General features: G+C 41.1%; 12 protein-coding genes and 1 tRNA gene. 6 read left to right on the top strand and 7 right to left on the bottom strand.

Annotated features, from left to right (window positions below):
• Positions 1–37: 37 nt before the first annotated feature.
• The 5 genes from B3P16_RS21370 to B3P16_RS21350 form a co-directional block, all read right to left on the bottom strand.
• On the bottom strand, positions 38–814 hold the full coding sequence (locus B3P16_RS21370; RefSeq protein ID WP_070569787.1) for a hypothetical protein: 777 nt from the start codon (positions 812–814) through the stop codon (positions 38–40).
• Between the two features lie 179 nt (positions 815–993).
• A tRNA-Lys gene (locus B3P16_RS21365) sits at positions 994–1,066 on the bottom strand.
• A gap of 141 nt (positions 1,067–1,207) precedes the next feature.
• Positions 1,208–1,486: a lipopolysaccharide assembly protein LapA domain-containing protein gene (locus B3P16_RS21360; protein ID WP_070561913.1), complete on the bottom strand. Its 279-nt coding sequence runs from the start codon at positions 1,484–1,486 to the stop codon at positions 1,208–1,210.
• 55 nt (positions 1,487–1,541) lie between these two features.
• Complete coding sequence (locus B3P16_RS21355) at positions 1,542–4,394, bottom strand: heavy metal translocating P-type ATPase (protein WP_286831991.1); 2,853 nt, start codon at positions 4,392–4,394, stop codon at positions 1,542–1,544.
• Between the two features lie 251 nt (positions 4,395–4,645).
• Positions 4,646–4,879 (bottom strand): hypothetical protein, encoded by a 234-nt coding sequence (locus B3P16_RS21350; RefSeq protein WP_046676375.1) that lies wholly within the window; start codon positions 4,877–4,879, stop codon positions 4,646–4,648.
• Between the two features lie 270 nt (positions 4,880–5,149).
• Between B3P16_RS21350 and fbp the strand changes: the two genes are divergently transcribed.
• Together fbp and B3P16_RS21340 are read left to right on the top strand one after the other, a co-directional pair.
• Positions 5,150–6,160, top strand: coding sequence for a class 1 fructose-bisphosphatase (gene fbp, locus B3P16_RS21345; protein WP_286844274.1), 1,011 nt, complete (start codon positions 5,150–5,152; stop codon positions 6,158–6,160).
• 114 nt (positions 6,161–6,274) lie between these two features.
• Positions 6,275–7,723, top strand: a complete 1,449-nt coding sequence (locus B3P16_RS21340) for a L,D-transpeptidase family protein (protein ID WP_083295796.1) — start codon at positions 6,275–6,277, stop codon at positions 7,721–7,723.
• Between the two features lie 42 nt (positions 7,724–7,765).
• On the opposite strand, the gene B3P16_RS21335 is transcribed toward B3P16_RS21340, so the two are convergent.
• Positions 7,766–9,298 carry a DUF3943 domain-containing protein gene (locus tag B3P16_RS21335; RefSeq protein WP_053003933.1) on the bottom strand — a complete coding sequence of 511 codons (1,533 nt, stop codon included), beginning with the start codon at positions 9,296–9,298 and terminating at the stop codon, positions 7,766–7,768.
• A 100-nt stretch (positions 9,299–9,398) separates the two neighbouring features.
• On the opposite strand from B3P16_RS21335, the gene B3P16_RS21330 reads away from it, so the two are divergent.
• Positions 9,399–10,931, top strand: coding sequence for a SulP family inorganic anion transporter (locus B3P16_RS21330; protein ID WP_115048082.1), 1,533 nt, complete (start codon positions 9,399–9,401; stop codon positions 10,929–10,931).
• Here B3P16_RS21330 and B3P16_RS21325 read toward each other — a convergent pair.
• The gene (locus tag B3P16_RS21325) at positions 10,915–11,523 is read right to left on the bottom strand and encodes a methyltransferase domain-containing protein (protein ID WP_070561921.1); all 609 of its coding nucleotides are present in this window, start codon (positions 11,521–11,523) and stop codon (positions 10,915–10,917) included. The two genes, B3P16_RS21330 and B3P16_RS21325, sit on opposite strands and share 17 nt — an antisense overlap.
• A gap of 228 nt (positions 11,524–11,751) precedes the next feature.
• Between B3P16_RS21325 and B3P16_RS21320 the strand changes: the two genes are divergently transcribed.
• The 3 genes from B3P16_RS21320 to B3P16_RS24375 all read left to right on the top strand — a co-directional run bounded on the left by B3P16_RS21320 (position 11,752) and on the right by B3P16_RS24375 (position 13,879).
• Positions 11,752–12,210 carry a hypothetical protein gene (locus B3P16_RS21320; protein ID WP_070561923.1) on the top strand — a complete coding sequence of 153 codons (459 nt, stop codon included), beginning with the start codon at positions 11,752–11,754 and terminating at the stop codon, positions 12,208–12,210.
• A gap of 252 nt (positions 12,211–12,462) precedes the next feature.
• On the top strand, positions 12,463–13,734 hold the full coding sequence (locus B3P16_RS21315; RefSeq protein ID WP_286844272.1) for a glucose-1-phosphate adenylyltransferase: 1,272 nt from the start codon (positions 12,463–12,465) through the stop codon (positions 13,732–13,734).
• A 61-nt stretch (positions 13,735–13,795) separates the two neighbouring features.
• Complete coding sequence (locus B3P16_RS24375) at positions 13,796–13,879, top strand: hydroxyisourate hydrolase (RefSeq protein WP_083295797.1); 84 nt, start codon at positions 13,796–13,798, stop codon at positions 13,877–13,879.
• Positions 13,880–13,907: the final 28 nt, after the last annotated feature.

Raw genomic sequence — 13,907 nt, 5'->3', positions numbered from 1 at the left:
TTTACGGACTGTAACTTGGAAATTAATGATTTTTACACTAGTCTTTGATGTAATACTCTGTTCCATTTAAGCCGACATAGATTTCCTTATCGAGGTCACCGCGATAGCCAATAAATAGCGGATACTGCTGTTCACGTAGTGGATTATTATAAAGTTCCTCGATATTCGCATACTTTGCTTTAACAACGATCTGATTGGTTTCGCTATTTTTTATTCCCTTCAGTAAAGTGTGTTCACTGGTAAAATCTATGTAGGGTATTTCTTTTCGTTTGGGCTGAAAAACCAATTTAACACCTTCTTCAATCAACTCCTTGTTTTTTGTTCGAAATTCCTGAATGGATTGCTCGTCCGGAAATAGTTGTTTTCCGTTCCGGTTGTCTCTGATGTGTTGAAAGAGTGTGTTTTGATCTATGTTGTCGCTATAATAAACAGTTGAATTTTTGTACAGATAAATGGTTGTTTCACCTGTTTTAAAATCGGTTGGATTGTATTTATATACTCGTGTACCCTTTTTATCGATGCGGTATCGCTCACCATTGAATAGAACCCAGGCATAGTCTGCTGTTCCATATTTAATGATCTCGGCATTATTCACATGGAAAAGTTGGAAATTGTAATCAGCCTCGAATAATTCTGCCTTTTCAAAAAGCGCTTTTATCTTAATGTTTAGCGATTTGTCAGAGTAGCCATATAAGCTGTTCTGCATGAGTGTCGGAATTAAATCAGGATACGCCAAATCTGTTGAGGCTAATTTATCTTGGGCATGAGCAGGAATACATAAAAAGGTTAGAAGAAGTAAAACAAAATTTTTCATCCGTTGTGCTATTTAATGTGCCTAACAAAGCTATTAAATTAGCTCTGTAAAAAAATCAATGGAAATAGTGATTTTTAATATTGCTGAGCCCCGAAAGGATCGAACCCGGCCGAACTTTTTTTCGGATCCTAATAGCTTTAAAACAAAAAAAGCTAATCTTGCGATTAGCTTTTCTTTTGTGATCCCGCTGGGATTCGAACCCAGGACCCATACATTAAAAGTGTATTGCTCTACCAGCTGAGCTACGGAATCTTACTTCTTTGTTTTTGAACTACCGTTCCTTGTTTGAAGTGATGCAAAGATAGGGTTAATCCCTATTCCACGCAAGTATTTGTGCCATAAAAATGCGCTACAGCTGTTTAGGGCTTCATTTTTAGTGGTTTATTTTTTCTTTTAGGAGAGGAATTCTCGATCTTCATCCGATAATTGAGGTTTTTTGTGATCGTTTTCTTCTTCCGATTCGTCTATTTCTTCCTCTTCATACGCCCGCTGTTTCTTTTTTCCGATTTTCAATAGAGATACAAATACAATTCCCGCAATAAAAAAGGCCAATAGTAGCTTCCATAGTGCCACTTGCGATTCCCCGATAAAATTGAGCTGCACCGATTGCGGGTTCTTGACACAGACAACTGTGATGATAACCGTAATTAAGATTAAAAAGATATTACGCATGTTACTGTAAGCTATATGTCGTTATTGTAGCAGCGAATATAGGGAATATCTGTTTTTAATCGATATCGATCTTTGCACGATTTAAGCGCAAAGAATTCAAAATAACCGAAACGGAACTAAAACTCATTGCGGCAGCTGCTATCATGGGTGACAAGAGAATTCCGAAAGATGGATATAGCAGGCCGGCTGCCAATGGAATACCGAGTATATTATAGACAAAAGCAAAACCCAGGTTTTCCTTAATGTTACGAAGCAATTTATGACTCAGTACTTTTGCTTTGGCAATTCCAGTAAGATCTCCTTTCAACAAAGTCAAAGAAGCACTTTGTATGGCAACGTCGGTACCCGTACCCATGGCAATGCCGATATCGGCTTGAGCAAGGGCAGGGGCATCATTGATACCATCACCGGCCATCGCGACCACATGGCCTTGTTGCTGTAATGTATGAATCTCTTGCAACTTATCTTTGGGCAAGGCATTGGCTTTGAAATGCTTGATGCCGACTTGATCCGCCACAGCCTTTGCCGTATGGACATTATCTCCAGTCAGCATGATTACATCGACTTGATGTTTTTGGAGGTATTGAATTGCCTGCTTCGATGAAGCCTTGATTTGATCTGAAATACTAAAATAGCCCAATAAGGTTTGATCTTTTGCGAGGAAAGACACCGTTTTTCCATTGAACTGAGCGGTTTCAGCCATCTGCTTCATATCGTGTGGAACTGCTATACCGATAGACTCCATCAACAATTGATTGCCAAGTGCTATACTGTTTCCGTTTATGTTTCCTTTGATTCCTTGTCCCGCTACGTTTTCGAAATCGGAAACTTTACTTTCTGTTTTACTATTTTCTTTTTTTGCTCTTTCAATAATAGCATGACCTAAAGGATGTGTGCTATTGGCATTTAAAGCGGCAGCCAAAGACAATATTTCGTCTTTGCTACTGGAGGAGTTTGGTTGAATATCATCGACGGTGGGTTTTCCTTCGGTGATGGTACCGGTTTTGTCTGTTAGTACCACATCGACCTGGTTCATTTTTTCCAGCGCACTTGCGTCTTTGATCAGGATACCATGTTTGGCCCCTTTTCCGACACCAACCATGACGGACATCGGTGTCGCGAGCCCCAAGGCACAGGGGCAGGCAACAATTAATACGGCAAGTGCATTGGCAAAGCCGAACGCCAAGGAAGCAGACGGAACCCAGAGCCACCAGGTAAGAAATGTCAAAATTGCAATGATTATGACAATCGGAACAAATACCTCGGATACTTTATCTGTTAACCGTTGAATGGGTGCCTTGCTTCTGCTGGCATCATTAACAAGTTGAATAATCTGAGCCAAGAGTGTGTCCGAACCAATACGCTCTGCTTTCATGAGGAAACTGCGGTCGCCATTGATGGTTCCTGAACTGACATGATCGCCTTCCTGCTTTTCTACTGGAATAGGTTCACCCGTCAGCATGGATTCATCGATGCTGCTGTTGCCATCCGTAATTTGTCCGTCGACTGGAATTTTATCACCGGGTTTTACTTTGAGTATATCACCAAGTTGAATTTGATCTATGCCTATTTTTTTATCGATTCCATTTTCCACGCGCGTAGCTTCGGAAGGACTCAGCTTGATCAGTTCTTTGATCGCTGAATTGGTTTTGGAATGTGCTTTAGCCTCCATCACCTGGCCTAACAATACCAGCGTTAGAATGACGGTAACGGACTCGAAGTAAAGCGCAATGTAGCCATGGTGATTTTTTAATTCGTCAGGAAAGATCTGCGGAAAAAATAGACCTACCAAACTATAGACAAACGCAGCTCCAGCACCAAGTGCAATCAGGCTAAACATATTAAGGCGCCAGGTTTTGAAAGATACCCAGCCACGTTGAAAAAAAGACCAACAGGTGTAAAAAACAACCGGTAAAGATAAAACCAGTTGTATCCATCCCGACCAGCTCGGCGGAATGATTTTACCGATCGGGTTGCCCGGAAGCATTTCACCCATGGAAAGTATAAATATGGGGACAGTAAATAGGATAGAGACCCATAATTTCATACGAAGATTACGATAGGTATGATCGTCGTCCGCATTATTACCATTGGCTATAGGCACAAGGTCCATACCACATATGGGGCAATTTCCGGGATGGTCTTGTACAATCTCAGGATGCATTGGGCAAGTATATTGAAGGTCTGTCTTTAATATGGGGACTTTTTCCAGGTTCATGCCGCATACGGGGCAGTTTCCGGGTTCGCCGTAAAGCTTGTCGCCTTCACAATGCATTGGGCAATAGTATTTATCTGCAGACGGATTACCATGTGCTTTGTCGGCAGGGGATGCTGTCTTTGGCTGATGTGTCGTATTATGATCGTTGTGGACGTGACTATGGGGTGTAGGAACTGCTGTACTTGATTGAATAGGCGGATTATGTTGATGTTCCTGATCGCTGTGCGAGACTGAATCGTGTTTTACCAAATGCATGCCACATACGGGGCAGCTTCCTGGTGAATCATAAAGCTTATCGCCTTCACAAAGCATCGGACAATAGTATTTATCTGCAGACGTACTATGATGTACTTTGTCGGGCGTAGCTAATGTTTGTGACTGATGCATTGTCGCATTTGACTGAGCGGAATGATTGTGTTGCTGTTCGCTATGGATAGGCGGAACTTCCATGGATTGATCGGAGGGAACTTCGGAAGTATGCTGATGTGCTTCGCCGATTTGATATGGCCCCAATTTGGATATTATTTCCTGTAATTGCTGTAACGGAATGTGTTTCTGGGATGTTATTGTGATGCTTGGTGGGTTTAAAGTCACCTCGGCATGAACCCCAGGTAACTCGTTCAATGCATGTTCGATTGTTGTTTTACATCCATCACAGGACATTCCTGAAAGTGTATAGCGGTGTTGCATAGCGTTGTCTTTGTTGCCTAAAGTTAAAAGTTATATCGAGGTGATTTTTACACTTTTACCGGGTTTTTTTGTAAAATTTCCCGTTGATAATATGCTTTCAATTTGCCCCCATTTTCTAGGTCGAGCCAGCTTTTTAGTCTTCGGGAGACGGAATGTGATGTGAAAAACATCGAAATCACGCTATGATAAACACAATCGAACTATGTTTTGTTTGCTTGGGGGTAGTTATGGGGGGTGGAATATCTCGTTGATTAAGCTAATAGCATCACTTGGGGATGTTTGATCAATGTATTGATGCTGACCTGCTCTTTCAGCAATGCTTCGTGAAAAGGTGCCGGGATCATCAGTTTAAATGTTTTTTTTGTGGTTTTGACCATGAATAGGGCGCCGTGAACGACCTGTTTATCATCTATGATCAACGTGTGCTGTTTTACCAATTGGCTTCCCAATTTTTCCTTTTCGATGAGCTGTATAAGTTGTTGCATTGTATCAGAATATTTAGCCAAAATTACCAAATACTTAGCATTTATTGTTTTTTTTTCTAATCGTCGCTCTTTGAAATTTATCCACTGCTTTCCACCTTTTATTATCTTTTTAATAGCTAATAATCGTTTTAGCAAAGAAGAGTTTTCAAAACTTAGCGCAATCGATTGCGTATTTGGTCTGCTAAAATGCTAAATATGAGCAGCATGTGTTTGCTAAAGTTTGTTTAACTTTTTTAGCTTTGTGCAACAAATATCCAATAAAACAATATTATGAGTGGTATAACTACACTAGGTCAATTTATCATTGAAAAACAGGCCGATTTTCCATATGCCAAAGGGGAACTTTCTAGACTCTTGCGCGATATTGGAATTGCGGCAAAAATTGTAAATAGAGAGGTAAATAAAGCGGGATTGGTTGATATTTTAGGCGATGTAGGACAGGTTAATGTGCAGGGCGAGGGACAAAAGAAACTGGATGTTTACGCTGATGAACAGTTTATCAAAGCACTTCAAAGTGGGGGCGAATGCTGTGTAGTTGCCTCAGAGGAGCATGAAAATCCAGTTTACATCCAGTCAGGGGTTTCCAAAAATGCCAAATATATTGTGTGTATTGACCCCCTGGATGGCTCAAGCAATATTGATGTCAACGTATCTGTGGGGACTATTTTTTCCATTTATCGACGAATTTCTGATACGGGTGTTTCTTGTAATAGCAATGATATTTTACAACATGGAACGAAACAGGTCGCTGCAGGTTATGTGGTCTATGGTAGTTCAACCATGTTGGTGTATACAACCGGAAAGGGCGTAAACGGATTCACATTGGATCCATCGATCGGCGAGTTTTGTTTATCCCATCCCGACATGAAAATTCCGGCTTCGGGCCAAATTTATTCAATTAACGAGGGAAATTATTCCAAATTTCCAAACGGCGTCAAGCAATATATCAAATATTGCCAAATGGAAGACAGTGCAACGAAACGCCCCTATGCGTCACGGTATATCGGCTCAATGGTCGCCGATATTCACCGTAATCTCCTCAAAGGGGGCATCTTTCTTTATCCAACGACTTCTGCACACCCTAATGGGAAACTGAGATTGATGTATGAGTGCAATCCAATCGCTTTTATTATCGAGCAGGCCGGAGGTAAAGCTTCGAATGGATCTCAGCGTATACTAGCTATTGAGCCAAAAACTTTGCACCAACGATCAGCAGCTTTTTTGGGCAATACCGATATGGTGGAATTGCTGGAAGATTTTCTGAAAAAATACAGTGATTGATTCTGTAGTGATTCAATGACAGGTAAGATTCTTTAGACCATAAGAATTATTTATCTTTGTCCCCAGAAAATGGCTTCATTATTGCGAAGCCATTTCTTTTTCACGATTTGTAATATGTTACGATTTTTAGTTTTTATTTCATTTATTTCAGTAGTATTTTTTTCTTGTAAAGATAACCCTCCAACTTATGGCGATGTGCTGGCGAAGGAGTTTGAAAATAAGTCCTATAAGGATTTTGACACAGCTGCTTACGTAAAAGTCTTCCGTGACGTGTATGCTAAGGAAAAATCCCAATTGGTTAATCCGAGCTGGATGAAGGAATTATCGGATTCTACTGAAGGGATGACTTTAATTGCCGAACATCTCTTTGATGGTAGTATCGATACTATGATTACTTACTTCGAGCGAAGCGAAGAGCATGGTATTCGGACCAGTTATTTCCATACGGCTGCGATTAAGGAAACGTTGTTTTCGCTTCGAAAACTGAAGGGCAAAGATGTTGCCGAAGTTTATCCTTTATTGGCGAAGCTTGACTTATTGAGCACTGATGGACTCGTGGCTTATATCAGCAGTATCAAATATGGTGTGGTTAATCCCAAACGCCTTTATGGAAGGTATTTCGTTCCTCAAAAACGTATGAGCTATGGCAAAGTTGTCAACTTGTTGGACAGCGTGAAAATCGGAAACGTCTTGGCCGATATACAGCCTAAAAATCAATATTATACTAGATTTCAAGATTTGTTGGAAAATGGGAATCTAAACAGTGCACAACGAAGCCAGGTGTTAATGGTATTGGAAAAATTGCGCTGGATGGGGGATGCTTTTCCGGAGAAATATGTATTTGTGAACATACCTGAACAGCGTTTACATATCATGGAAGATGGGAAGACAAGCCAACTGATGAATGTGTGTGTGGGTGAAACAGACAATCCGGCATATACGCGGAAAGGTGAGAACCATGAGACGCCTGTGATGCAGGGGATGTTGGATGCCATGCAAGTTAATCCGGTATGGAATATTCCAAGCAGTATTGTTAAGAAAGAATTATTGGCAAGTGTTCGGAATAATCCAAACTATTTGGCGTCGCGCAATATGGTGGCTTATTACAAAGGTAAACAAGTGGATCCCACAACTGTCAATTGGAATTCGGATTCTGTGGAGAATTTTCGTTTCAAACAGAATCCCGGTTCGGATAATTCATTGGGGAATGTAAAGTTCCTGTTTGAGAATCCCTATTCTATTTATCTACATGATACGCCGGCAAAACAAATGTTTGGGCAAAGCAACCGGGCGGTCAGCCATGGTTGTGTGCGTGTAGAAAAACCTGTGGATTTGGCTTCTTATCTTGTCAATAATGAAAAACAGGCCGAAAAAATTGCGAAAGAAATTACGACAGATTCCATTTCAAAGTCTCGCTGGGTAACACTAAAACGGCAGATGCCAGTTTATATCACGTATTATACAACTTGGTTGGATGACGAAGGTAAAATTGTTACTTATCCGGATATATACGGGTACGACCCGCGTTTAAAGGAAGCGTTAAAGAAGTATTGGACAAATTGATGAGAAAGGCTTAACCAAATGCGTTAAGCCTTTTTTTTATAGCTAATATTCAGAGTTGTAGGCTAGGGCTATCCGGACAAAAGGATAGTCTTTGTTTACGTTGTTATGGTCTTGATAACGACCTTCCAATCTAAAGTAACCAGAGTAAAGGTTGACGCCAAAGTTCTTCCAGATACGCATTGAAGCACTCGTGGATGCCGTATGAAGAAAATGGTGGGATTTGTTACCACTGATTGTGACAAAATATCCACCACGATAATCTACACCAAATTTAAAGCGGTTCAATGTGCTCAATGTAGCCGAAGCCCTAACATCAGCTCCGGGTCCGTAATCGTATGTGCGGCTTTCACCAAAATGGAGGTAGGGATCGGGTACAGCGGCCAATACCACCGGACCACCACCAAGAATGGTTGTCAGCTTGGTACGGCTACCAATATTGAAGTTTGAAAAGACATTGTAATTGATGCTCTGGGATCCGTAATAAAAAGCTTCATTGCGCAGAAAGTCAAAATGTGCAGACACGATACCACGGTGGCGTCCTGTTAAATTGGAGAGAATACGGTTTCCATATAGCGAAGCATAGACATTGACCGCATTGACAATGGAACTATCATCTGATCCGAGTTCCAAATTGAGGAAGAAGTCATCAAAGGGTTTCTTTTTGTCTATATCATTGTTGGTGTAAATCAGTTTGATACGTGCATATACGTCATTCTTTCCTTTATTTAAGATGTCATGTTCTTTGGCATCAAACCGTCTTAGCCCCAATTCAACTTCGGTGTGCACTAAAGAACTGTCGATAACAGCTCCCTTGACCTTATCTCCCCAGCGCCCGTCGAGCAATCGGTTGAGTCCGTTTATCGGATTGATCAGCATGGCCAGTAGTTCTTTCTTATTACGTTGTCCTTTAGTTAGGCTTGGGCGTGAAAGAATATGATGCGATAGTCTATGGGTCATTTCACCTAAAATAGTACCCCCAAAGCTTGTGTTGATGATATCATTGATGGATGGGGGTTCGGTTTCACCTGCAGTTTCCCAGATATAGCTACCAGCTACGGTTGCAGCTGTTGATTGTAGAAAACTATAGTTGTTGGATCGGAAGGAATTGAAATAAAACTGACCGTGATAAGGGTGCGCCATTTGATTCGTTGCAAAAAGATTGTCGTCCCAGGTCCAGGCAGACAGTTTTAAATGGCTAAAGAAGTTTTTAAAGGAAATATGGGAAACAGGATCTTTTCGAATGAAGTAATTAACCGAGGCAGGAATAGCCTGGATGGAGAACCACTCAATTCCCGCCCTTAAGAAGTTCTTTTTTTGGTAATCAAATAGACTGTCTGTTTGTTTTACATTGATACGATGATTGTTCCATGGTTTTGGCTGCTCGCGGTGGAACAAGTGATTTTTTTCGACTGATGTCGCTCGAAATAGGCTGTCTGAATTCATTAAAGAGTCTCTTGCTGGAAGGAGTGCTGCCTTACTTGGCCCTATATTCCCGAGCTGGACAAGCACCCAAAAGATAAATATAAAGAGACTATAGTGACGTTGGTTAATGCGTTGTTTGATCGAAATGAACATACTGTTTTGCGATAAAATTTGTAAAGAATAACAAATATAGGATAAAAGTGTTTGTGCGATTAGTACCTTTGCAGCAATTATCCTGTTCAAGTAATTAGAAATGAACAATACCTTTGAAATATTCAATATAAAATCGATCAATCTTAAGAATGAGTTGTTTGCAGGATTAACGGTCGCGATGACGATGATTCCGGAATCACTTTCGTTTGCTATTTTGGCTGGATTACCGCCTTTAACGGGACTCTACGCAGCATTTTTAATGGGTTTGATTACTTCCGTTTTGGGAGGCAGGCCAGGGATGGTCTCTGGAGGTGCTGGTGCAACAGTGGTTGTTTTAATGGCCCTGGCGGCAAGTCACGGTATTGATTATCTTTTTGCTGCTGTCGTCTTGGCGGGGCTTCTACAATTTTTGGTCGGACTTTTTAAATGGGGGAAATTTGTACGCTTAATTCCGCAGCCTGTGATGTACGGTTTTTTAAACGGACTGGCCATCATTATTTTTATGGCGCAAGTGGTCCAATTTAAAGAGAACACAGGATCGGGGGTGGAGTGGATGTCGGGAAGTACCTTATACATCATGGGCGGACTGACTCTACTGACGATGTTGATCGTGATTGGATTTCCTCGAATCACAAAGGCAGTCCCGGCCTCTTTAGTCGCTATTCTCGTTGTGTTTGGCTTGGTTTCTCTTTTAGGAATTGATACCAAAAAAGTAGTAGATATAGCCTCTGTCAGTGGGACATTACCCCATTTACATTTACCCAATGTACCCCTGAGCTGGGAAACATTGCAACTGATTTTTCCGTATTCGTTGGTGATGGCCGGAGTAGGGTTGGTGGAATCGCTTTTGACACTAAATATGGTGGACGAAATAACCGCGAGCAAAGGAAATGCAAACCGCGAATCCATGGCGCAGGGGGTAGCCAATGCAATCAATGGATTTTTTGGAGGAATGGGTGGATGTGCTATGGTTGCTCAAACACTGGTCAATTTGAATGCTGGTGCACGCACGAGGCTCTCTTCTTTTATTGGAGCCATGACCATCTTAGTGATTATTTTGGTAGGTGCTCCTTTCATTGAGCAGATACCAATGGCCGCGCTGGTCGGTGTGATGATGATGGTGGCAATAGGTACCTTCCAATGGGTGAGCTTGCGTATTGTCAATAAATTTCCGAAATCTGATATTTTTGTTGGTATTCTTGTCGCAGCGATTACAGTGGTTTTACATAATTTGGCACTTGCGGTGCTGATTGGTGTCGTGGTATCCGCACTTGTATTTGCCTGGGACAATGCGAAGCGTATTCGAGCAAGAAAATATTTGGATGCCGAGGGCATCAAGCATTATGAAATTTATGGACCCCTTTTCTTTGGTTCGACAGCTAACTTCTTGGATAAATTTGATGTTTTGGAAGATCCTGACCGTGTGATTTTAGATTTTAAGGAGAGTCGTGTGGTGGATATGTCCGCTGTGGATGCGCTTAACAAAATTACCGAACGCTATGCCGCACAAGGGAAAAAGATCGAATTGTGGCATCTCAGTGAGGATTGTCGCTCACTGCTAAAAGATGCAGCAGACATTGTGAAGGTCAATATCGTGGAAGATCCCACTTATCGGGTTATGCCGGACAAGTAGACAATTTTTTGCGCAGCTCAAAAAACAGTTCATTTCCCTTTCTTTGGGGAATACTATTGGTGGAATTTGTCAGGTGTAAAATGTCAAACTTAGATTTGAATAAGTGTTGATATTCCGTTTGATCTCCACCGAAAGGTGGTCCCTGTTGTGCAAATTCCCGTTTGAACAATAAGCCCATCAGTATACCCTGAGGCTTGAGCAAAGTATGCATTTGTTGTACATAGCTGGGGCGTAATGAAGGATCCAGTGCACAAAAAAAGGTTTGCTCAATTATATAGTCGTACTGGCCCTGGTGCTGGAAGAAATCTTGACATAGAATTTGGATGTTAGGGTTATTTTCGAATTCCCTTTTTACCTTTGCAACGAGTGTTGGGGCGATATCAAGTAAGGTAATTTGACTGAACCCCATGGCAAGGAGAGCCTTCGCCTCGTAAGCATTTCCACAACCTGGAATTAAAACCGCCGCATCTTTAGCAATAGACCCCGCTGCATAGTTGATGATTGCAGGGGATGCGTAGCCAATATCCCAGCCTGTCGATTTGGTCTTATAACGTTCATCCCAATAGTTCTCATCCAATAGTGAAGAATCCATAGCTGTTTTGTTCTATATACTTTAGCAATTTACATAAATATTAGGTCAATAGTGTGCTTCTCTCCAATGAAAATTGCGTTTAGCTACCCTCTCGGAAGTTGATCATCTAATTTCAATTTTGGGAGCTATCGAAAAGGAGCAAAGTCTTGTAATTCGCTTGCGTGCCATACGATATTAAAATTTATAGCGTTCAATTACTCTAGTAGGGCAAGTACCCTGTGTTTTTAGATGAATTATATTAAAGTAGTCTTATTTATTGTTTTATTTCTAATTGTTGGTCTTGCGTATGCTAACCAAGATTGGAATGGTTTGGAGAGCGCGCATCACTATATCGGTTATTTGCTGTTAACTGTCTATATATCAGGATTAACTATGTTTGTCTACAAACCTCTTAAAGGAGATAGAAAATTGAAACGACATTTTTTTATCCGCTTTTCTGTGGTTTGTATCGCCTTCCTGCTACTTCTTGTCCCATATTTGATTCTTAAGCAACAAAATGATGGTTTGGGGGCAGGATATTTACTCTATTTTATGACAGTCAGTCTTGCGGCACCCTTGTCTATTTATGCCTTTATTGAGATCCTATGGTTATTTACGCAAAAGAAATATCCGCAAATAGGTATTAATCTATTGCTTGTTGGTTATATCTACTGCCTTTTTTTATTCAGTGGTCTATTTGGATATTAAATCTACGGGAGACACGGACTTGTAATCATCGTCTTTTAATCGGTTAAAATTAAGAATGGTTCTGTTCGTTTTTCGAGAATGACTTTTATTGTAAAAAGAATCATTGATCAAAATTGGTGTTTGCTTCTTATCTGGAAAATTGCTAATTTAATAAGGATTCTTAAACCTGAATTTAAAGGATCTCGAGCGTAAACCTGATCAGGTCCCTGTTCTTGAAGATAATAGTTTTATAACCAATTAATGGATTGAGGTATGATACACAAAGTAGTTTCCCTTGTATTGGGAGGAGGTCGAGGATCGCGCCTTTTCCCATTGACGCAACAACGTTCGAAGCCAGCGGTTCCAATAGCTGGAAAATATCGTTTGGTCGATATTCCGATTTCGAACTGTTTGAATTCAGGCTATAATAAGATCTTCGTACTGACGCAGTTCAATTCAGCCTCTTTGAACACACACATCAAAAATTCTTACAATTTCAGCATTTTCAGTAAGGGCTTTGTCGACATCTTGGCTGCAGAGCAGACCAACGAGGGCGATCGTTGGTTTGAGGGTACCGCTGATGCGGTCAGGCGCACGCAGAAGCATCTCCTTAATGTCGATTACGACTACATTCTTGTATTGTCTGGCGATCAGTTGTACCAAATGGATTATTCAAAGCTGATTGATTTCCACGTTGAAAATGGAGGCGATGTTACCATCGCTACGATACCTGTCAATGGTAAAGATGCTACGGGATTTGGTATTTTAAAAGCGAATGAAGCGAATGAGATTACTGCTTTTGTCGAAAAGCCCGATAAGGATGAAGTATTAAATTGGACCTCGGAGGTCTCGGAGGTTTTGCATAAGCAGGGAAGGCATTATTTGGCATCCATGGGCATTTATGTTTTCTCGAAAAACATATTGCGCAACCTTTTGATCGCCAACCCGGGGATGGATTTTGGTAAAGAAATTATACCTGATGCTATCGAAGCACTTCGGGTATTGAGCTATCAATTTGATGGGTATTGGACCGATATCGGGACCATCAAATCATTTTTTGATGCCAATATTGGATTGACAGATGATATTCCGGATTTCAATTTGTTTAATGAAACCGTGTCTACACGTGCGCGGATGCTCCCGCCTTCGAAAATTTCGGGTACAACGTTAAATAATACGGTAATTGCCGATGGATGTATTTTAAATGGCGATAAACTGGAGAGGTCTGTTATTGGGATACGTTCCCGTATTGGTGAAGGAACGGTTATTAAATCGACCTACATGATGGGAACTGATTACTATGAGCAGTTGGAAGAAGTATTGGAGTTGGGAAATACACAAAAGCCACCACCGGTAGGTGTAGGTAAACGTTGTTATATCGAAAACGCAATCTTGGATAAGAACTGCCGAATTGGAGATGACGTTCGTATCATTGGTGGACCGGGTTTGAATGATGGCGATTTTGATACGCATATGATCTGTGATGGGATTGTTGTTGTGAAAAAAGATGCGGTCATTGCCAATGGTGTGACGATAGGACTTTGATCATACATAAATTTTAAATCTAAAGCCCGCTGTTCACATCAATTCATGAAACAGCGGACTTTTGTTTACGCTTTTTGAGCAGACACATCTTCATGTGCCGATTACGCTTTCGCCCTACGGCTATTCAACCTATAAGGGAAGCTGACCCTCTGACGAAGGTGGATGCAAGATGC

It is taken from the genome of Sphingobacterium sp. UBA7631, assembly GCF_002483935.1.
GTDB lineage: Bacteria > Bacteroidota > Bacteroidia > Sphingobacteriales > Sphingobacteriaceae > Sphingobacterium > Sphingobacterium multivorum.
Note: the sequence above shows the minus strand (reverse complement) of the source record. Positions and strands in the feature narration are given on the sequence as shown.

Bases quoted from the DNA above. Each gene is read 5' to 3' on its own strand.
- B3P16_RS21370 (WP_070569787.1), bottom strand. From the start codon at position 814: ATGAAAAATTTTGTTTTACTTCTTCTAACCTTTTTATGTATTCCTGCT.
- B3P16_RS21360 (WP_070561913.1), bottom strand. From the start codon at position 1,486: ATGCGTAATATCTTTTTAATCTTAATTACGGTTATCATCACAGTTGTC.
- B3P16_RS21355 (WP_286831991.1), bottom strand. From the start codon at position 4,394: ATGCAACACCGCTATACACTTTCAGGAATGTCCTGTGATGGATGTAAA.
- B3P16_RS21350 (WP_046676375.1), bottom strand. From the start codon at position 4,879: ATGCAACAACTTATACAGCTCATCGAAAAGGAAAAATTGGGAAGCCAA.
- fbp (WP_286844274.1), top strand. From the start codon at position 5,150: ATGAGTGGTATAACTACACTAGGTCAATTTATCATTGAAAAACAGGCC.
- B3P16_RS21340 (WP_083295796.1), top strand. From the start codon at position 6,275: ATGTTACGATTTTTAGTTTTTATTTCATTTATTTCAGTAGTATTTTTT.
- B3P16_RS21335 (WP_053003933.1), bottom strand. From the start codon at position 9,298: ATGTTCATTTCGATCAAACAACGCATTAACCAACGTCACTATAGTCTC.
- B3P16_RS21330 (WP_115048082.1), top strand. From the start codon at position 9,399: ATGAACAATACCTTTGAAATATTCAATATAAAATCGATCAATCTTAAG.
- B3P16_RS21325 (WP_070561921.1), bottom strand. From the start codon at position 11,523: ATGGATTCTTCACTATTGGATGAGAACTATTGGGATGAACGTTATAAG.
- B3P16_RS21320 (WP_070561923.1), top strand. From the start codon at position 11,752: ATGAATTATATTAAAGTAGTCTTATTTATTGTTTTATTTCTAATTGTT.
- B3P16_RS21315 (WP_286844272.1), top strand. From the start codon at position 12,463: ATGATACACAAAGTAGTTTCCCTTGTATTGGGAGGAGGTCGAGGATCG.